Genomic DNA, 18,022 nt, shown 5'->3' on the forward strand with positions numbered 1-18,022 from the left:
AGGCTGGCCTGACGAATCGGCAAGTGCTCAGCGCAACGGGACCTGCCCGTCGGCGCTGGGATTTCAGCCCCATTTCCCCATCGGGCCACCCCTGCGTGATCGCATGCGCAGGGTGCGCCTCGCGATGCAGTAGTGGCCGCCATCGCGCCGGACGAGGGCAAAACAACACTATCCAAAAATGCCAGGCCCCGTGCAGATTGACAAAGAAACTGCTCGGGACTCGCATCGTTATGGCATCTCCTGTAAAGGGTGCAGTCCTAGACTCGTTTCACCTCAACACAGCAGATCTGCCCATGATCTTCAAACCTCGATTCATCAGCTTCGACTGCTACGGCACGCTCATCAACTTCGAGATGGGGCCGACGGCAAAGATCCTGTTCAAAGACCGGGTGGCGGCCGATCGGATGCCTGCGTTCCTGGACAGTTTTCGGGCCTATCGCCTCGACGAGGTGCTGGGCGACTGGAAGCCTTTCTACGACGTGGTGGCGAACGCCATCCAACGTGCCTGCAAGGCGCACGGCATCGAATGCCTGGCATCGGATGCTGCCGCTTTGTACGACGCCGTGCCGACCTGGCAGCCACACCCGAACGTGGTGGAAGTGCTGGAGGCGATTGCGCCAGAAGTACCGCTGGTCGTCCTGTCGAACTCGATGGTCGACCTGATTCCCCACAGCGTCGCGCACCTCAAGGCCACCTTCCACGCGGTCTATACCGCCGAGGAAGCGCGCGCGTACAAGCCGCGCATGCAAGCCTTCGAATACATGTTCGACCGGCTGGGATGCGGGCCCGATCAGATGATGCATGTCTCGTCGAGTTTTCGTTATGACCTGATGACGGCGTCCGACCTGGGGTTCATGGCCAAGGCCTTCATCGACCGGGGCCATGAGCCTGCGTCGAGCGACTATGGCGTGTGCCGCCTGACAGACGTTCGCCAGCTTCCTGCATTGCTCGGACTCTGATGCTCCGCCTCGACCCCCACCTGGGAACCCAGGGCGCGATGCGTGACCAAGCCGCGGCACTGAGCACAGCAGCGCCCCAACTGGCGCCAGCCGAGGTGCAGCGGCTGGTGAAGCGCCTCTACGGCCTCGACGTCGGCGTGAGGGCACTCGCTGGCGAGCGCGACCAAAACTGCGCGTTGGAATCGGCCGACGGCGCGCGCTACGTGTTCAAGATCAGCAACCCCTCGGAGCGGGTGGAACTGGTCGATTTCCAGATCGCCGCCATCGAGCACATCGCCCGCACATCGCCCGGCCAGCCGGTTCCGCGCGTGGTGCGGATGCTGGACGGACGCGCGCGCGATACCGTGGAACTCGCCGGGGGCATCCGGACCACCGTGCGCATGCTCACCTACCTGGATGGCATCCAGATCCGGGAGACACCGCGAACCGCTGCCCAGCGGGTGGCGATGGGGCAGGGCCTGGCCGCGCTGAACCTTGCCCTGCAAGGCTTCACGCACCCGGCGGCGGCCCATGATCTGCTGTGGAACGTGTCGGCAGCGCATCGTCTGACCGTCCAGCTCGACAGCCTGGTGGAAGGCCCGAGGCGCGTGCTGGCCCAGTCGTTCATGGCCCGCTTCATCGACCACGTGCTGCCTCGCCTTGCTTCGTTGAGGGCGCAGGTGATCCATAACGACTATCACCTCTACAACGTGCTGGTCGCGCCGCACGACCCGTCGCGCATCACCGGCATCATCGACTTCGGCGACATGCTGCACGCGCCATTGGTCGGCGAGGTGGCCACGGCAGCGGCCTTCCACATGGCCGGCTGCGCCGATCCGTTCGAAGGGCCGGCGCAGTTCGTCAGGGCCTACCAATCCGTTGTGCCGCTGACCGAGCCGGAGCAGGAGATCGTCGCTGATCTCATGGCGACGCGCCACCTGATCACGGCCTTGATCTCGGAGTGGCGTGCCTTGCGCTATCCCGAAAACCGCGACTACATCATGCGGCATAACCCGGCGGCCTGGCAGGCGCTGTCGCAGATGGCAGACCTTTCCCGCCACGAGGCGCGCGACCGCCTGTTGACCCCCACACCCACTGAAACCCCGCCATGAAAACCACTGCTGATTTCAATATGGTCAATGCCTACATCCCTGGCCGAGCCCAGGTCGGCCCCGCCACCGAGGCCATGATCGATCGGCGCAATGCGCTGCTCGGCCCGGCCTACCGGCTGATGTATGAGCATCCGCTGCACATCGTGCGCGGTGACGGCGTTTGGCTGATGGACCCCCAGGGCCGCCGCTACCTCGACGCCTACAACAACGTTACCTCGCTCGGTCATTGCCACCCCGCGGTGACCGAGGCGATCTGCCGCCAGGTGACGACCCTCGCGACCAACACGCGCTACCTCCACGACACCATCCTCGAGCTGGCCGAGCGCCTGCTGGCCAGCGTGCCGGGCACGGATCTGGCCCACCTGATGCTGACTTGCACCGGCAGCGAGGCCAACGACCTGGCTTATCGCATCGCCAAGGTGCGCACCGGCGGCACGGGGGTGGTCGTCACCGACACGGCATACCACGGCATCACGGACGCCGTGTCGCAGTTCTCGCCCTCGCTGGGCCCGACCGTCGACCTGGGGGCGCACGTTCGCCTGGTGCCGGCGCCGCGCCGTTACCACGCCGAGGGTGCCGACCTCGGCGAGCGCTTCACGCGCGACGTCGAGGCGGCCATCGCCGACCTGCAGCGCCATGGCATCCGGCCGGCCGCCTTGATCGTCGATTCGCTTTTCACCAGCGACGGCATACTCCCCGAGCCCGCGGGCTTCCTGAAGGGGGCAGTCGAGGCGATCCAGCGCGCTGGCGGGCTGTTCATCGCCGACGAGGTGCAGCCTGGCTTCGGCCGCACGGGCGAGCATCTGTGGGGATTCCAGCGCCATGGCCTCGTTCCCGACATCGTCACCATGGGCAAGCCCATGGGCAACGGCCAGCCGATCGCCGGCATCCTTGCGACAGCCGACGCCCTGGCGGAATTCGGCAAGAACTCCCGCTACTTCAACACCTTCGCCGGCAACACGGTCTCATGCGCAGCGGCCCTGGCGGTGTTGGAGACCATCGAGCGGGACCGACTGGTGCCGCACGCGGCCAGGATCGGCCGATTGCTGCTCGACGGCATCGCGGGGCTTGCCGCGAAGCACGAGGCCATCGGCGACGTTCGGGGGGCGGGGCTCTTCGTGGGCGTCGAACTGGTATCAAACCGGGCGACGCGGGCGCCGGCGCGCGAACTCACCAGCCGGGTCGTCAACCGGATGCGCGACAAAGGCGTGTTGCTCAGCGCGTGTGCCCAGGGACACAACGTGCTCAAGATCCGCCCGCCGCTGGTGTTGTCGGCGGAGCAGGCCGGCATGGTTGTCCAAGCGCTCGACGAATCGCTGGCCGAGACATGCACCACAAGGCAAGGCGGCTTGGCCATACGATAGCGCCATGAAATCGGCCATCCTGTTCGATCGGTTTGACCTCAAGATCCTCGCGCATCTTCAGCGCGAAGGGCGCTGCTCGAACGTCGATCTGGCCAAGTCGGTGGGGCTGAGCCCCAGCCCGTGTCTCCTGCGCACGAAGCGGCTGCAGGAGATCGGACTGATCCGTGGCTACAGCGCCGACATCGCGCTTGAAAAACTGGGGGATCACGTCATCGTGTTCTCCGAGGTCACCATCGGCAGCCACCGGCCGCATGATTTTCGAAAGTTCGAGGAAGGCGCCGGGAAGTACCAAGAGATCGTCGAGTGCTACAACGTCAGCGGCGGATACGACTACCTGCTCAAGATCGTGGTGTCGGGCATCGGCGCTTTTCAGGCGCTGATGGAAAAGATGCTGGAAGACGATATCGGCATCGAGCGTTTCGCTTGCCGGATTGTCCTGCGCCAACCGCATGGACGGCGCGAGTACCCCTTGGGGGCCATTGCGGCTCGGCAACGTTGGGAGTGACGGTGGGCTTCGGGTCTGGGGCGACCCGTGCCGATTCTCGATGCCATGGAAAAACGCCCCGGGATCCGGGGCGATCGCAACCTCTTTGAGTGGAATCTGAAGGGCAGGGGCCAGGGAGCCGTGGGCCCCTGCACCTTGGGGCTGCAGGCAGTCAGCAGCCGCGCGTGATGGGCGGCTCCACGCGACTGCCGTAGGTTCCGTACTTGCCCAGTTCCCACTTGGCGATAGCGTTGCGGTGCACCTCGTCCGGGCCATCGGCAAAGCGCAGGGTGCGCGCGTTGGCGTAGGCATAGGCCAGCGGAAAGTCGTCGCACATGCCGCCGCCGCCATGCACCTGCATGGCCCAGTCGATCACCTGGCAGGCCATGCTGGGCGCGACCACCTTGATCATGGCGATCTCGGTGCGTGCGACCTTGTTGCCGGCCACGTCCATCAGCCACGCCGCTTTCAAGGTGAGCAGGCGGGCCATGTCGATCTTGCAGCGGGCCTCGGCGATGCGCTCCTGCGTCACCGTCTGCTGCGAGACCGGCTTGCCGAAGGCGACGCGGCTGCTGGCGCGGCGGCACATCAGCTCGAGCGCGCGTTCGGCCAGGCCGATGAGCCGCATGCAGTGGTGGATGCGGCCCGGGCCCAGTCGGCCTTGGGCGATCTCGAAGCCGCGGCCCTCGCCCAGGAGGATGTTGGAGGCGGGCACGCGCACGTTCTCGAACACCATCTCCACGTGCCCGTGGGGCGCGTCGTCGTAGCCGAACACGTTCAGCGGTCGCAGGACGCGGATGCCGGGCGTGTCGGCGGGCACCAGCACCATGCTCTGCTGGGAGTGGCGGGCCGCTTCCGGATCGCTCTTGCCCATGGTGATGAACACCGCGCAGCGCGGGTCCGCCGCGCCCGAGATCCACCACTTGCGGCCGTTGATGACGTACTCGTCGCCCTGGCGTTCGATGCGCGTCTCGATGTTGGTCGCGTCACTGGAGGCCACGTCGGGCTCGGTCATGGCGAAGGCCGAACGGATCTGCCCCTCCAGCAGCGGCTTGAGCCAGCGCGCCTTGTTCTCCTCGCTGCCATAGCGGGCGATGGTCTCCATGTTGCCGGTGTCCGGCGCGGAGCAGTTGAACACCTCGCTGGCCCACGGCACGCGGCCCATGATCTCGGCCAGCGGCGCGTATTCCTGGTTGGTCAGCCCGGCGCCGTCATAGCCCGAGGCGGCGGCGCTGTCCACTGGCAGGAACAAATTCCACAGCCCGGCGGCGCGGGCCTTGGGCTTGAGCTGCTCGATGGTGTTCAGGGCCGTCCAGCGCTTGCCGGCGGCGGTGTTGGCCGCCAACTCGGCGGCATAGGCGGGCTCCGAAGGGTAGATGTGGTCGTCCATGAACTGCCGCAGGCGTGCCTGCAGGTCCTGGGTCTTCGGTGAGTAATCAAAATCCATCGCGGTCCTCCGGTTGAAAGGCTTGGGGGCAGGCCGGCGGTGCTGCATCGCCGGCCGTGGTTTCACATGCGCTGGGCAAACCCCCAGGCCATCTGGGCCAGGGGCCGGGCGCCTTCGCCCGAGGTGCGTGCCTGGGCGCTGGAGGCGGTGCCGGCTTCCACCCGCTTGGCGATGCCTTGCAGGATCGAGGCCAGGCGGAACAGGTTGTAGGCCAAGTAGAAATTCCAGTCGGCGCGCAGCGCCTCGGGCGTGGTGAAGCCGGTGCGCTCGCAATAGCGGCGGATGTAGTCGGCCTCGTCCGGAATGCCCAGTGCCGCGATGTCCAGCCCCGCGATGCCGCGGAACATGCCCGGCGGGATGTGCCAGGCCATGCAGTGGTAGCTGAAATCAGCCAGTGGATGGCCCAGGGTGGACAGCTCCCAGTCCAGCACCGCGATCACGCGGTTCTGGGTGGGGTGGAACATCAGGTTGTCGAGCCGGAAGTCGCCATGCACGATGGACACGCGGTTCTCGTCGCGCGCGCTCTCCGGAATGTGCGCAGGCAGCCACTCCATGAGCCGGTCCATCTCCTCGATGGGCTGGGTGATGGAGGCCGCGTACTGCTTGCTCCAGCGGCCGATCTGCCGGTCGAAGTAATTGCCGGGCTTGCCATAGCCGGCCAGGCCCCGGTCGGCGAAACGCACCGTGTGCAGTGCCGAGATCACGCGGTTCATCTCGTCGTAGATGGCGCCGCGCTCGGCCGGTTGCAGGCCGGGCAGCGACTGGTCCCACAGCACACGGCCTTCCATGAACTCCATCACGTAGAACGCCCGGCCGATCACCGACTCGTCCTCGCACAGCACATGCATGTGGGGCACGGGCACGTCGGTACCGGCCAGCCCGCTCATCACCGCGAACTCGCGCTCGATCGCATGGGCCGATGGCAGCAGCTTGGCTACCGGCCCGGGTTTGGCGCGCATGACGTAGCTGCGGCCCGGCGTGACGAGCTTGTAGGTGGGGTTGGACTGGCCGCCCTTGAACATCTCCACCGTCAGCGGTCCGGCGAATCCATCCAGGTTCCGGCCCAGCCAGTCGCTCAGGGCCCGGGTGTCGAACGCATGCTGATCGGAGACGGGTCGGGTGCCGATGAAGTGGTCGTAGTTGCTCATGGAGTGCGGTGGAGGTGGGAGGCCGGCGGGTCGGTCAGTTGTCGGTTTCTGCGATGCGCATCAGGGCTTCGCGGTCACGCACCACGAGGCCGCCCGGCTCGATGCGGATGGCGTCCTCGCGCTCCATCGATTTGAGTTCCTGGTTCACGCGCTGGCGCGAAGCGCCCAGCAATTGCGCCAGCTCTTCTTGCGCCAGTTGCAGGCCAATGCGCATCTCGCGTCCGTCCGAGAGGCTGGGAATGCCGTAGCTGCGCACCAGGTGCAGCAACTGCTTGGCCAGCCGCGCGCGCAGGGGCAGGGTGTTGAGGTCTTCCACCAGGCCGTAGAGCTGGCGGATGCGCCGCGCATGCAGGCGCAGCATGGCTTCGTAGAACTCCACGTGCGCGCTGAGGATCTTGCGGAAGTCGGCCTTGGCCACGCACAGGATGGTGGTGTCGCCGTGGGCATAGGCATCGTGCGTGCGGCGGTCCCCGTCGAAGATCGCCACGTCGCCGAACCAGATGCCGGGCTCCACGTAGGTCAGCGTGATCTGCTTGCCCGAGATGGAGGTGGAACTCACCCGCACCGCGCCGCGAGCGCACGCGATCCATTCCTCGGGCGGATCGCCGCGGGCGGCGATCAGGCCGCCGTCCTTGAAGCGTTTGACGTACGCGCATCGGAGAATGTCGTGCCGCAGAGAAGGGGAGAGGGAAGAGAACCAGCGACCGGTATTGATCGCTTCACGTTCTTCGATGGTAAGAATGGGGTCGTCCATTGGTCTGTCTTTTGGGTGACTGGTATCGCTTTCATTGTCGCGCCCGGGACCGGTGCGCCTGCTGCTCGTTGTCCCGGGGCTGTCGCCTGCGTGTCTGGCACGCGCGCACGGCCACGCCGCGACGCTGCCGCAAGGGGCAGGCACAGGACCCAGGCAAGGGATCAGGCGCGGCAGTTCAAGGAAAAAAGCCCTGGCGCCGGCGTTTTATATGTCTTGATTGCTATGTTATTGATAGCGTGCTGCGCGTTTTTCGAGAAAGGCGGAGATGCCTTCACCCGCGTTGGGGTGCTGCAGGTTGCGCACGAAGTGCTGGCGCTCCTGGGCCAGCTGTGTGGTCAGCGTGTTCTGCGGCGCCTCGCTGATCAGCTCCTTGATGCTGGCCAGCGCATTGGGGGCGCGTGCGTTCAGGGTGTCCGCCAGTTCCAGCGCGCAGGCCAGGGCCGAGCCGGCCTGCGACAGCCGATTGACCACGCCCAGGGCGTGCAGGCGTTCGGCATCCACCTTGCCACCACCCATGAGCATTTCGCTGGCCAGTTGGCGTGGCACGGCCTGGGCCAGGCTCCAGCTTGCGCCGCCGTCGGGCGACAGCGCGATGCTGCTGTAGGCCATGGTGAAAGTCGCGTTGCGCGCCGCCACGACGAGGTCGCAGGCCAGCGCCAGCGAGAAGCCCGCGCCGGCTGCAGCGCCCTCGACCGCGGCGATCACCGGCTTGGGGTAGGCGCGGATGGTTTCGATCCAGTGGTGCAGCGCTTCCACGCCCTGCGCCTGCGATTCGGCATCTTCCTGGCGCCGCGCCAGCAGCCGCTGCAGGTTGCCGCCCGCGCAGAACGTGCCGTCGGCGCCGGTGATGACCACGCTGCGCACCTCCGCGCTGCGCTCGGTGCCGTTCAGGGCTTCGATGCCCGCCGCGTAGATGGCCGGATCGAGCGCGTTGCTCATTTCCGGATGGCGGATGGTCAGCACGAGGGTCTGTCCGTGGCTGGTGCTCTGGAGTTGTGCGGGCATGGGCGCTTTAAGTAAAGAAGAGGCGGGCAGGGCCGGCGGTGCGCCGGCCCGCAGGGAAGATCGGTGGGTTCACTCTTCTTCGTGCAGCAGGCTGAGCCCGATCGCGCCGCGCCGGCGCAGCCAGGGGCTGGGCCGGTAGCGCGTGTCGCCATACACGGTCTGCATGTTGAACAGCACTTCGAGGATGTTGGTCGGTCCCCAGCGATTGCCCATGGCGAGGGGGCCCATCGGATACCCCAGGCCCAGCGTGACCGCCGTTTCCAGGTCGGCCGGGCTGCAGATGCCCTGCTGGCAGATGTCGCTGGCGATGTTCACGATGGTGGCCACCACGCGCTGCGTGACGAAGCCGCCGCTGTCGCGGATCACGCTCACCGGCTTGCCGTCGCGGGCGAACAGCGCGTGGGCCGCGTTGCGGATGTCCAGGCGCGTGGCGGGGTTGGTGGCCAGCACGCGGCGCCTGGTGGCGGGGTCTTCCACCAGCATGTCGATGCCCAGGGTACGTGCCGGGTCGAGCCGCTCCACCACGGCCACCGTGGTGATGTCGAATCCCAGGGGCGCCACCAGCGTGATCGCGTTGGGAGAGGGCGAGGTGCCGGTTTCGATCTGCGCGCCCAGGTCCTTGAGCAACTGGTACAGCTCGGCCCGCCGCGCGGCGCGGGGAGACACCCAGACCGGCGGTATGTGGTCCACGACCGGCGCGGCTGGCTCCGCGAGCACCTGCGCCACGCCGTCGGCATAGCGGAAGAAGCCTTCGCCGGTCTTCCTGCCAAGCATGCCACCGGCCAAGCGCTGGGCGGTGATCACGCTGGGGCGGTAGCGGGGCTCCTCGAAATACTGGTGGTAGACCGACTCCATGACCGGATGCGAGACATCGAGCGCGGTCAGGTCCATGAGTTCGAAGGGGCCGAGCTTGAAGCCGACCTGGTCGCGCAGGATGCGGTCCACCGTGGCGAAGTCGGCAATGCCCTCGCTCACGATCCGCAGCGCCTCGGTGCCGTAGCCGCGACCCGCATGGTTGACGATGAAGCCCGGCGTGTCCTGCGCCTGCACCGGGGTGTGGCCCATGCAGCGGGCGTGCGCGGCAAGCCGCTCGCACACGGCCGGGTCCGTGCGCAGGCCGGCGATGACTTCCACCACCTTCATCAGCGGCACGGGATTGAAGAAATGGAAACCCGCCAGACGCTGGGGGTGTTGCAGCGCCGCACCAATGGCCGTCACCGAAAGCGACGACGTGTTGCTTGCCAGCACGGCATCTGTGGCGACAATGCGCTCCATCTGTGCAAAAAGCGACTGCTTGGCGTCGAGCCGTTCCACAATGGCTTCGACGATCAGGTCGCATGGCGCCAGACCTTCCAGCGAGGACACCGCCGTCAACCGCGCCTGCCAGTCGCCGGCCTGGGCTTCGGTAATGCGGCCCTTGCCTACGAGGCGCAGCCATTGCTGCTTGATATGGTCAATCGCTTCGCCTGCTGAGTTAGGCTTGGCATCAAATAGAAGAACATTGCTGCCGGCCTGTGCCGCCATCTGGGCAATGCCCTGGCCCATGGCACCGGTGCCTATGATGCCCACGAAGGAAAATGGGTTGCTGGTCATGGGGCGCATTATGGCGGCGGCGTATTGGGGAGGACTTATGTGCCAGAATGGGCCGAACAAAAAAGAAACTGTTGTGAAAATAAGTAACGCGATTCTTGGTGCAAGTTTGTCGATGGTTGCCTGCAGCGCCACGGCACTTTCGCTGGGCGCGAGCCGCGGCGCCGTGGTGCTGGGCGCTCCGGTGGATCTGGTGTTCGAGGTGCAGCCCGACCCGGGCACGGACATCGAATCGTCCTGCGTGGCGGCCCGGCTGGTGTCCGGCGAGACTCCAGTTCCGGATTCCAAAGTCCGGGTGACGCCGATACCCGCCTCGGCCGGCCGATCCGCTGCCGTGCGCGTGCAGGCCAATGTGTCGGCCGACGAACCCATTCTCACCGCCAGGCTCACTGCGGGATGCCGCGGTGGTGTTACACGAAACTACACTTTTTTTGCGCAGCTGCCTGAATCGGCGGCTGGCACCTCCCGCCCCGTGGATCTGGGCCAATTGGCGCGGCCTCGCACGGCACCGGCCACAGGTCCTGGGCTGGCAGGCGACGGCGCGGCTGCAACGGGTGCGGGACGGACTTCCGCCGCAGCCACCACGGATGTACCCCCTCGCAGGCCCGCGGCGGCGCCCCGTCCCCCACGGGCCCCTGCCGCGAATGCTGCCGCACCCCGTGCTGCGGCGGCCCCCGCCACGCCCGCTTCGGGCCGCGCGGTGTTCACCAGCCCGCAGCAGCCGGCGCCCGCCGAGCGCCCCCGCCTCGTGATGGAGCCTCTGGATGTGTGGCTCGATGCCCCGCTGCCATTGCGCGCGGCCCCCGAGATGGCGGCGCCTACCGCCACTGATGCCAGCCCCCAGCGCGCCGAAGCCGCTGCGCTGTGGAAGGCGCTGAACACGCCCGTGGAAGAGCTGCAGCAGTCCGCGGCACGCACTGGCAAGCTCGAAGCCGAGGTGGCAACGCAGCGTGCCCAGGCCACCTCCGAGCGCGCGGCCGCCGCCCAGCTCAGGCAGCAACTCGAAGCCGCCGAGACCGAGCGGTTTTCCGCCACGGTGGTCTACGGGCTGCTGGCCTTGCTGGTCCTGGCCCTGGGATTGGCGGCCTGGATCTGGGCGCGCGCACGCCGCCAGTCGGCGCTGGACTGGAGCCATGCCGTCGCTGCCAGTGGCGGCAACGGGCCCCTGGGCGGCGCGGTGGTGGATGGGCCGACGGGTCGCGAGTCGCTTCAGACCGCGCCGCAGGCGGCGGACGAGTGGCCGGGCATGCCCGAGCCGGTCGCATATGCCACGCCCGCAGCGGTGCCTGCTGCCGTAGCCGTGCCCGTGCCAACGCCCGCCCCGGTGCCCGCCAAGCCCGCACCACGCGCCGCTACCTTGCCCGAGCGCGCTCCGCCGCCGGTGATGCGCCGCACCGAGCCCTCGTTGCGCAGCGCGCCAGCGCCCCTGGCGCCGCCGCCCCCCGTGCCGCCCGTGTCCTTGGTACCGCCGCCATCTGCTGTCCGGGCCGCGCCCATCGTGCATCCGGAGGACCTGTTCGACATTCAGCAGCAGGCCGACTTCTTCGTGTCGGTGGGCGAGCATGACCAGGCCATCGGTGTGCTCAAGCGCCACATTGCCGAGCATGGAGAGACCTCGCCCTTTGCCTACCTGGAGTTGCTGCGCCTGTACCACACGCTCAGCCGCGTGGACAGCTTCAATCAGCTGCGTGCCCAGTTCCAGGCGCAGTTCAATGCGCAGGTGCCGGAGTTCTCCTCGTTCCACCGGACGGGCCTGACGCTGGAAAGCTACACGGAAGCGCTGGCGGCCATCGAGGCCGAATGGTCCTCCCCCGAGGTGCTGGACACCCTCGAAGGCTGCCTGTTCCGCCGCGGCGAAGACGCCATCGCCTCGCCGTTCGATCTGGCGGCCTACGACGATCTGTTGCTGTTGCTGGCCATCGCGCAGACTACGCCGGCCAGTGCCCGCGGGGCACCGCCGCCACGCACCCGCACCACACCCCTCACGCCCCCGCCGCTGGAAATCGAGCCCGAGCCGGAATTGCCTTCCGCCAGCGCCTTCGGTGTGGACAGCCTCTCCGCGCGTCGGGAGCAGGAGCTGCAATCGCTGGACTCACTGTCTGCCGGGTTCTCCTGGGAATCGATCCCGGCGCCTCTAGCCCCCAAGCCGATCTCCGAGGCCATGCTGGACATCGACCTGACCGATCCACCACCGCTCACGCTGAGCGAGCTGCCCCCGGTGCCCGTCACCGCGCCGCCTTCGGCGGGGGATCCGGTCGGCTTCGGCATGGACAACGACAAGATGGAGTTGCGTCTGGAGCTCGAAGAGCTGGAGCGAAAGCAGCGCACGGACAAGTAACGGAAAAAGGCCCTTCGGGGCCTTTTTCGATGCAGGGCATGCCGCGCGTTGCGGCTTTCTGTCGTCGGCGCGCGCCTGCCAGGGGTTGCCGGTGTCAGCCCGCCATGCGGGCCATCAGATCCTGTGCCGCGGCTTCCGGATCGTCGGCATTGACGAGCGCCCGCACCACGGCGATCGAGCCCACGCCCGTGGCCAGCACCTCGCCGAACTGCGGCGCCCCGATGCCGCCGATGGCGACCATCGGGTAGTGCCGCATCAGCCGGGCGTAGCCGGCCAGGCGTGCGACCCCCTGGGGCACGGTGGCCATCTTCTTGAGCGTGGTGGGAAACACCGCCCCCATGGCCACGTAGCTGGGCGCCGCGGCATCGGCGCGCACCATTTCCGCATAGCCGTGGGTGCTGACCCCCAGGCGCAGGCCGGCGTCGCGGATGGCCTGCAGCTGCGCAGGCGCCAGCGCATCGAGGTCTTCCTGGCCCAGGTGGACGCCGTAGGCGCCCGCGTCGATGGCGGCCTGCCAGTGGTCGTTGATGAACAGCAGGGCATGCGTGCCGCGCACGGCGTCCACGGCGGCCCGCACTTCGTGCGCGATGGTTTGTGCGTCGTCTGTCTTGTAGCGCAGCTGCACGGTGGGTACGCCGGCACGGGCCATGCGGCCCACCCATTGCGCATCGGGCAGCACTGCATAGAGACCCAGCCGCTCGGGGCAGGCGGGGAAAGGCTGGCGGTGCGGCAGCGGCTGCAGGCCGAAGTCTTGCGGCGCATCGGGCCACTGCGAGGCATCGAAGCCGCCGGTGCGGTCCGTCTGTGCCTGCCAGGCCCGGGCGAGGCACTCGGCATCGCTGGCGATGAAACCCAATGCGCTGCAGGCCTCCAGCGCCGCGCGGTACACCGGGCCGCCGGACAGCGGCACGGGGGCCGGCTGGGATGGGAAGTCGGCGAAGGCGGCGCCATGCGCGGCCAGGATGGCGCGCACCGATGCGGCGTGCCCCGAAGCGGTTCCATGCAGCATTTCAGCCATGGTCGTGGTGCCAGAAAGGGGTGCCCAGCACCGGGGTGCTCGGCTGGGCGGCTTCCTGCGCGGCCATGGCGCCCGCACGGCGGGCGGTGCGGCCGGCCTGCACGGCGTCGGCGAAGGCGCCGGCCATGGCCACCGGGTCTTGCGCCAGGGCCACGGCGGTGTTCAGCAGCACGCCGTCATAGCCCCATTCCATCACCTGGCAGGCATGCGAGGGCAGGCCCAGGCCGGCGTCCACCAGCATGGGCACGTCCAGGCGCTCGCGCAGCAGCTGCAGCGCGTAGGGGTTGACGGGGCCGCGGCCGGTGCCGATGGGCGCGGCCCAGGGCATCACCGCCTGGCAGCCCACGTCGACGAGGCGCTGGCAGAGCACCAGGTCCTCGGTGCAGTAGGGCAGTACCTGGAAGCCGTCGCGGATCAGCTGCGAGGCGGCATCGACCAAGTTCAGCGTGTCGGGCTGCAGCGTGTAGTCGTCGCCGATCAGCTCCAGTTTGATCCAGGGCGTGCCGAACACTTCGCGCGCCATCTGCGCGGTGGTGATGGCCTCCTGCACGCTGTGGCAGCCGGCGGTGTTGGGCAGCACGGGCACCTCCAGGCGCCGCAGCAGCTCCCAGAAGCCGCTGCCGGTCTCGGCGGCGTTGCTGCCCTGGCGCCGCAGCGAGGCGGTCACCATCGCGGGCCGGGCGCGCTGCACGGCGGCTTCGAGCACGCTGGGGGATGGGTAACGGGCGGTGCCCAGCAGCAGGCGGCTGGAAAAGCGCTGGCCGTACAGCACCAGCGCATCGGCGTCGTCGTTGTCTCGGGAAGGGTTGGAAGGGGAATGCATGGTGCTCAGCCGCCCGTCACGGGCGAGATCACTTCCACCCGGTCGCCCGCGGCAAGCTGGCGCAGGTGGTACTGGGTGTTGGGAACGAAAACGGTGTTCACGGCCACGGCAAAGGGCGGGCGCGCGGCGATGGCGGCCAGCGCGTCGGCTACGGTGGCAGGCTCCGGCAGGGTCGTGGCGGTCTGGTTGATGGTGATGTTCATGGGGAAAGGGCTGCCTCTTCGTCGAGGTGCAGGGCCAGATCGAAACGGGAGGCCAGCGCCGATTGTCCCTGGTTCAACCATTCCATGACGGCGTCGAGGATGGCCGGGGCGATCATGAAGCCATGGCGGTACAGGCCGTTGACCTCCAGCACGCGCGGGCGCACCTGGCGGAGGGCGGGCAGGTTGTCGGGCAGGGTCGGGCGGCATTGCGTGGCCACTTCGAGGATGCGGGCCTCGGCAAAGCCCGAATGCACCGCGTAGGCCGCGCTCAGCAACTCCAGGGTCGAGCGCACGCTGGCGGGCGACAGGTCGTCCGATTCGATCTCGGTTGCGCCGATCACGAACAGGTGGTCTTCCTTGGGGGCGATGTAGATCGGGTAGCGCGGATGCACCAGGCGGGTCGGCCGCCGCAGGGTCACCTCGGGCGCATGCACGCGCACGACCTCGCCGCGCACGCCGCGCAGCGCGCTCCACTGCGCGCGGGCGCCCAGGCCCCGGCAGTCGATCACCCAGTCCGGCTGGCCGGGCGTGCCGGGGGAAAAGTCCGATGGCGCGCGCGGGCAGTGCCAGTGGGCCTCGATGCCCAGGCCGGCGAAGCTGGTCTCCAACGCGGCCAGCAGCTGCCGGTTGTCCAGCTGGCCCTCGCCGGGCAGATACAGCCCCTGGGCGAAGCGCTGCCCCACGGCCGGCTCGTGCGCCTGCACGCCGGCGCTGTCGAGCACCTGCAGGGCCGGCAATTCGGGCAGGGTGGCCGTGGTGCGTTCGAGTTGTCCGCGCAGCCGCGCGGCCTCGGGCGCGTCCTGGCGGTGCCACAGGATCAGCGTGCCCTCCTGCTGAAAGAACACGGGCCCGTTCAGGCGGGCCAGCAACTGCGGCCAGCGCGTGAGCGCGTAGTGGCCCATGCGCACCACGCCGGGCTCGGTCACCGCGGACTCCGCCAACGGTGCCAGCATGGCTGCGGCGATGCGCGCCGCGGCGCCTTGCGCATCGGGCCCGGCGGCGTCGTAGACCGTGACCGCATGGCCCTGGTGGGCCAGCTCCACGGCCAGCAACCGGCCCATGAGGCCGGCGCCCAGAATGGCAAGGGAAGAGGGCGAGGAAGGGGAAAGAAGAAGGGGGCGCATCGGGTCCGTCTGTCTGCAAGCCAACAGGGGGACAAAACGGGAAGGCTCCGCCGATGAAACTCCCCACGCCAGCATGACCTGGATCGGGTCGCGGGGCACGCGGGGCGGTGGTGTGGCCGCCAGGCCCCAGGGTATGTTCTCAGTCGCGCGCCATGGGCGGGACACCCCTGTTTCGTCCGTGCAGGGATTACAGCACAGTGACCGCGCCCGCCGGTTTGACCTGGCGCATGGGCCATAATTTTTGCCCATGAACACTGAGACCCTCTCGCCGCCGGCCGCCCGCCGCTACGCACGCGTGCTGTCGATCGCCGGATCGGACAGCGGCGGCGGAGCGGGCATCCAGGCCGACCTGAAAACCTTCAGCGCCCTGGGCTGCTACGGCATGACCGCCATCACCGCCCTGACCGCGCAGAACACGCAGGGCGTGCGCGCCATCCACGGCGTGCCGCCGGACATGCTGCGCCAGCAGATCGATGCGGTGGTGGAGGACATCGGCGTGGACGCCGTGAAGATCGGCATGCTGCATTCGCCCGAGGTGGTGCGCGTGGTGGCCGATGCCATCCGCCGCCACCGCCTGCCGCACGTGGTGCTGGACCCGGTGATGGTCGCCACCAGCGGCGACCGGCTCATCGCGCAAGAAACCGTGGGCGTGCTGGTCGAGGCCTTGTTCCCTCTCGCCACGCTGGTCACGCCCAACCTCGACGAAGCGGGCTTGCTGCTGGGCCGGGCGGTGGACGGCGCCGATGCGCTGGACGCTGCGGCGCAGGACCTGCTGGCGCTCGGCGCGCCGGCCGTGTTGCTCAAGGGCGGCCACCTGCCGGGCGACTGGGTGATCGACGTGCTGGCCGGGCCGCAGGGCCTGTACCACCGGCTGCAGTCGGCCCGCATCGCCACGCACAACGGGCACGGAACGGGCTGCACGCTGTCGTCCGCGATCGCCGCGCACCTGGCGCTCGGCGAGCCGCTGGTGCAGGCCGTGGAGCATGCGCGCGCCTACATCCTGGCGGCCATCGCCGCGGGCGCCGACGTGCACACCGGCCGGGGCCACGGGCCGCTGAACCACGGGCACAGCCCGGTGGCGCAGCGCATCTTGCAGGGCTGACCGCGCAGGGGCGCTGCCTGCCCGTCCCTCACCGACCAAGGCTGCTGGGTGTGCTATAAAAATAATAGCTGAATGCCGGCGACTTGATTGTGCTGGAGCCCGATTTTTGCATCAAACCATCACGCTGCCACGCAAGCCGGCCGGGTGCGCCGCAGGCGTGGGTCAGCGCCGGCCCGGCCGGGTGAGGAACGCCAGCGCGAAGCACAGGCACAGTGTCGGCAGCGCCGCGCCCAGCGCCGGCAGCACCCGCGGCAGTCCGTGGTAGCAGGCGATGCCCGCGATCCAGAGGCCGACGGGCAGCCACTCCACCCGCCGCGCCTTTGCCAGGGCCTGCTGCACCGGCGCGCCGAACGCCAGCCGGCCCAGGATGACGCCGAACAGCGGCACGAACACCGAGCTGAGCAGCAGCAGGAACGGCTCCAGGCTGTGCATGGGCAGCACCAGGGCCAGCGCCGTGCACAGCGCCGCCATGGCCATACCCCAGCGGCGCACGCCCCAGCGCGGCAGCAGGCTGTGGGCCGAGACCGCGCCCGAGTACGCATCGCCATAGGCGTTGTCCACCTCGTCGATCAGGATGAGCGACAGCGCGATCAGCCCGCCCTGGGCCAGCAGCAGCGCGGTCACCAGGTCCTGGCTGGGCAGCGTGAGCGCCACCAGCACGCCGAGCGCATAGCACCACAGGTTGGCCAGCGCGTAGCCCAGCCAGGTGCCGCGCAGCGCGGACCGGCCGGACGTGCCGTGGCGCGCGTAGTCGGCCACCAGCGGCAGCCAGGAGATGGGCATGGCGATCACCAGGTCCAGCGCGGGCAGCACGCCCATGCCGCCCGCGCCGGGGCGCGTCCACAGCGTGGCGAAGCCCTGGGCCTGCGCCAGCGACACGAACTGCCAGCTCAGCCACAGCAGCGACAGCACCACCAGGGGCAGCGCCACGCGCGCGATGAGCCGGCGCACCAGCTGCACCATCGAGCCGCTGAGCAGCAGCATCACCATGCCGCCCCACAGCAGCGTGGCCAGCACCGGCCAGTGGGCCCCGCCCATGGCGCCGGCCTGCCGGCCGATGGCCACCGTGGCATCGCGCATCACCACCAGCTCGAACGCGCCCCAGCCCGTGAGCTGCACGATGTTGAGCCCGATGGGCAGGCCCGCGAACGCGCGCCCGTAGACGGCATGCATCAGTCCGGCGCTCGCCAGGCCGCTGTCGCAGCCGATCTTGGCCACCCAGCCCAGCAGGCCGGCGCCGATCAGCGAGCCGGCCACGATGGCCGCCAGCGCCTCGCGCGGGCTCAACGCGGGCATCAGATAGGCGCCGACCTGCATCACCAGCAGGCCCACGCCCAGGCTGAACCACAGCGAGGCATGGTCGCCGAAACGGAAGACGCGGCGGTCGGGCGCGATGGGGATCAGCGCGTCGTTGGCGGGCGCAGGGGGCGAGGAGGGCGGCATGGAAGCTCCGTGGATGGCAGGCACAGCAGGGTCGCGGCACGGGCTGGCCCCAAGGCACGCTGGGACGGCATGCGGTGGGCGTGGCGGCGGGAGGCGAATGGCCTGCGCGAGGATGACCCCGGCCGATTC

16 protein-coding genes are annotated in these 18,022 nt (G+C 68.7%); 6 read left to right on the top strand and 10 right to left on the bottom strand.

All coding sequences use genetic code 11. From position 1 onward, the window contains the following. Positions 1-293: 293 nt before the first annotated feature. From R1Z03_RS19690 to R1Z03_RS19705, 4 genes are read left to right on the top strand one after another with little or no spacing between them, the layout of a single operon-like run. Positions 294-959 (top strand): haloacid dehalogenase type II, encoded by a 666-nt coding sequence (locus R1Z03_RS19690; protein WP_317354235.1) that lies wholly within the window; start codon positions 294-296, stop codon positions 957-959. Further along, the gene (locus R1Z03_RS19695; protein WP_317354238.1) at positions 959-2,050 is read left to right on the top strand and encodes a phosphotransferase; all 1,092 of its coding nucleotides are present in this window, start codon (positions 959-961) and stop codon (positions 2,048-2,050) included. The genes R1Z03_RS19690 and R1Z03_RS19695 overlap by 1 nt, the downstream gene beginning before the upstream one ends. Beyond that, a complete protein-coding gene (locus tag R1Z03_RS19700; RefSeq protein WP_317354241.1) occupies positions 2,047-3,414 on the top strand; it encodes an aspartate aminotransferase family protein in 1,368 nt (455 codons plus the stop codon). Before R1Z03_RS19695 ends, R1Z03_RS19700 begins: the two co-directional genes overlap by 4 nt. A gap of 4 nt (positions 3,415-3,418) precedes the next feature. Then, positions 3,419-3,919: an Lrp/AsnC family transcriptional regulator gene (locus R1Z03_RS19705; protein WP_284400048.1), complete on the top strand. Its 501-nt coding sequence runs from the start codon at positions 3,419-3,421 to the stop codon at positions 3,917-3,919. 151 nt (positions 3,920-4,070) lie between these two features. Here R1Z03_RS19705 and R1Z03_RS19710 read toward each other — a convergent pair whose 3' ends face one another. From R1Z03_RS19710 to R1Z03_RS19730, 5 genes are all read right to left on the bottom strand, one after another. After that, a complete protein-coding gene (locus R1Z03_RS19710; protein WP_317354246.1) occupies positions 4,071-5,345 on the bottom strand; it encodes an acyl-CoA dehydrogenase family protein in 1,275 nt (424 codons plus the stop codon). Between the two features lie 62 nt (positions 5,346-5,407). After that, the gene (locus R1Z03_RS19715; protein WP_317354249.1) at positions 5,408-6,493 is read right to left on the bottom strand and encodes a phosphotransferase; all 1,086 of its coding nucleotides are present in this window, start codon (positions 6,491-6,493) and stop codon (positions 5,408-5,410) included. Positions 6,494-6,527: 34 nt separating this feature from the next. Continuing rightward, positions 6,528-7,247, bottom strand: coding sequence for a Crp/Fnr family transcriptional regulator (locus tag R1Z03_RS19720; protein WP_092743762.1), 720 nt, complete (start codon positions 7,245-7,247; stop codon positions 6,528-6,530). Positions 7,248-7,472: 225 nt separating this feature from the next. After that, entirely contained in the window at positions 7,473-8,252 is a 780-nt protein-coding gene (locus R1Z03_RS19725) for an oxepin-CoA hydrolase, alternative type (protein WP_317354256.1), read from the bottom strand. 69 nt (positions 8,253-8,321) lie between these two features. Next, positions 8,322-9,845, bottom strand: a complete 1,524-nt coding sequence (locus R1Z03_RS19730) for a 3-hydroxyacyl-CoA dehydrogenase (RefSeq protein ID WP_317354259.1) — start codon at positions 9,843-9,845, stop codon at positions 8,322-8,324. Positions 9,846-9,957: 112 nt separating this feature from the next. Between R1Z03_RS19730 and R1Z03_RS19735 the strand changes: the two genes are divergently transcribed. After that, the gene (locus tag R1Z03_RS19735) at positions 9,958-12,180 is read left to right on the top strand and encodes a hypothetical protein (protein WP_317354262.1); all 2,223 of its coding nucleotides are present in this window, start codon (positions 9,958-9,960) and stop codon (positions 12,178-12,180) included. 94 nt (positions 12,181-12,274) lie between these two features. Here the strand turns inward: R1Z03_RS19735 and R1Z03_RS19740 are convergent, their stop codons facing one another. Genes R1Z03_RS19740 through R1Z03_RS19755 form a run of 4 tightly spaced genes read right to left on the bottom strand, consistent with a single transcriptional unit; the run spans position 12,275 to position 15,348 of the window. After that, entirely contained in the window at positions 12,275-13,189 is a 915-nt protein-coding gene (locus tag R1Z03_RS19740; RefSeq protein WP_317354264.1) for a thiamine phosphate synthase, read from the bottom strand. Position 13,190: 1 nt separating this feature from the next. Further along, positions 13,191-14,021 (bottom strand): thiazole synthase, encoded by an 831-nt coding sequence (locus tag R1Z03_RS19745; RefSeq protein ID WP_284414476.1) that lies wholly within the window; start codon positions 14,019-14,021, stop codon positions 13,191-13,193. Positions 14,022-14,026: 5 nt separating this feature from the next. Then, positions 14,027-14,224, bottom strand: a complete 198-nt coding sequence (thiS, locus tag R1Z03_RS19750) for a sulfur carrier protein ThiS (protein ID WP_284400028.1) — start codon at positions 14,222-14,224, stop codon at positions 14,027-14,029. After that, on the bottom strand, positions 14,221-15,348 hold the full coding sequence (locus tag R1Z03_RS19755; RefSeq protein WP_317354269.1) for an FAD-dependent oxidoreductase: 1,128 nt from the start codon (positions 15,346-15,348) through the stop codon (positions 14,221-14,223). Before R1Z03_RS19755 ends, thiS begins: the two co-directional genes overlap by 4 nt. A 247-nt stretch (positions 15,349-15,595) precedes the next feature. Here R1Z03_RS19755 and thiD point away from each other — a divergent pair, with 247 nt between their 5' ends. Beyond that, entirely contained in the window at positions 15,596-16,450 is an 855-nt protein-coding gene (gene thiD / locus R1Z03_RS19760; RefSeq protein WP_317354272.1) for a bifunctional hydroxymethylpyrimidine kinase/phosphomethylpyrimidine kinase, read from the top strand. A 162-nt stretch (positions 16,451-16,612) separates the two neighbouring features. Here thiD and R1Z03_RS19765 read toward each other — a convergent pair whose 3' ends face one another. Then, positions 16,613-17,893, bottom strand: coding sequence for a cytosine permease (locus tag R1Z03_RS19765; protein ID WP_317354275.1), 1,281 nt, complete (start codon positions 17,891-17,893; stop codon positions 16,613-16,615). Between the last annotated feature and the right edge of the window lie 129 nt (positions 17,894-18,022).

Origin of the sequence: Acidovorax sp. BLS4 (assembly GCF_032929295.1) — a bacterium.
Lineage (GTDB): Bacteria > Pseudomonadota > Gammaproteobacteria > Burkholderiales > Burkholderiaceae_C > Paracidovorax.

Coding starts and splice junctions, on each gene's coding strand:
- R1Z03_RS19695 (WP_317354238.1), top strand. CDS start 959: ATGCTCCGCCTCGACCCCCACCTGGGAACCCAGGGCGCGATGCGTGAC.
- R1Z03_RS19735 (WP_317354262.1), top strand. CDS start 9,958: ATGGTTGCCTGCAGCGCCACGGCACTTTCGCTGGGCGCGAGCCGCGGC.
- R1Z03_RS19765 (WP_317354275.1), bottom strand. CDS start 17,893: ATGCCGCCCTCCTCGCCCCCTGCGCCCGCCAACGACGCGCTGATCCCC.
- R1Z03_RS19740 (WP_317354264.1), bottom strand. CDS start 13,189: ATGCTGCATGGAACCGCTTCGGGGCACGCCGCATCGGTGCGCGCCATC.
- R1Z03_RS19720 (WP_092743762.1), bottom strand. CDS start 7,247: ATGGACGACCCCATTCTTACCATCGAAGAACGTGAAGCGATCAATACC.
- thiS (WP_284400028.1), bottom strand. CDS start 14,224: ATGAACATCACCATCAACCAGACCGCCACGACCCTGCCGGAGCCTGCC.
- R1Z03_RS19705 (WP_284400048.1), top strand. CDS start 3,419: ATGAAATCGGCCATCCTGTTCGATCGGTTTGACCTCAAGATCCTCGCG.
- R1Z03_RS19725 (WP_317354256.1), bottom strand. CDS start 8,252: ATGCCCGCACAACTCCAGAGCACCAGCCACGGACAGACCCTCGTGCTG.
- thiD (WP_317354272.1), top strand. CDS start 15,596: ATGAACACTGAGACCCTCTCGCCGCCGGCCGCCCGCCGCTACGCACGC.
- R1Z03_RS19700 (WP_317354241.1), top strand. CDS start 2,047: ATGAAAACCACTGCTGATTTCAATATGGTCAATGCCTACATCCCTGGC.
- R1Z03_RS19690 (WP_317354235.1), top strand. CDS start 294: ATGATCTTCAAACCTCGATTCATCAGCTTCGACTGCTACGGCACGCTC.
- R1Z03_RS19715 (WP_317354249.1), bottom strand. CDS start 6,493: ATGAGCAACTACGACCACTTCATCGGCACCCGACCCGTCTCCGATCAG.
- R1Z03_RS19710 (WP_317354246.1), bottom strand. CDS start 5,345: ATGGATTTTGATTACTCACCGAAGACCCAGGACCTGCAGGCACGCCTG.
- R1Z03_RS19745 (WP_284414476.1), bottom strand. CDS start 14,021: ATGCATTCCCCTTCCAACCCTTCCCGAGACAACGACGACGCCGATGCG.
- R1Z03_RS19730 (WP_317354259.1), bottom strand. CDS start 9,845: ATGACCAGCAACCCATTTTCCTTCGTGGGCATCATAGGCACCGGTGCC.
- R1Z03_RS19755 (WP_317354269.1), bottom strand. CDS start 15,348: ATGCGCCCCCTTCTTCTTTCCCCTTCCTCGCCCTCTTCCCTTGCCATT.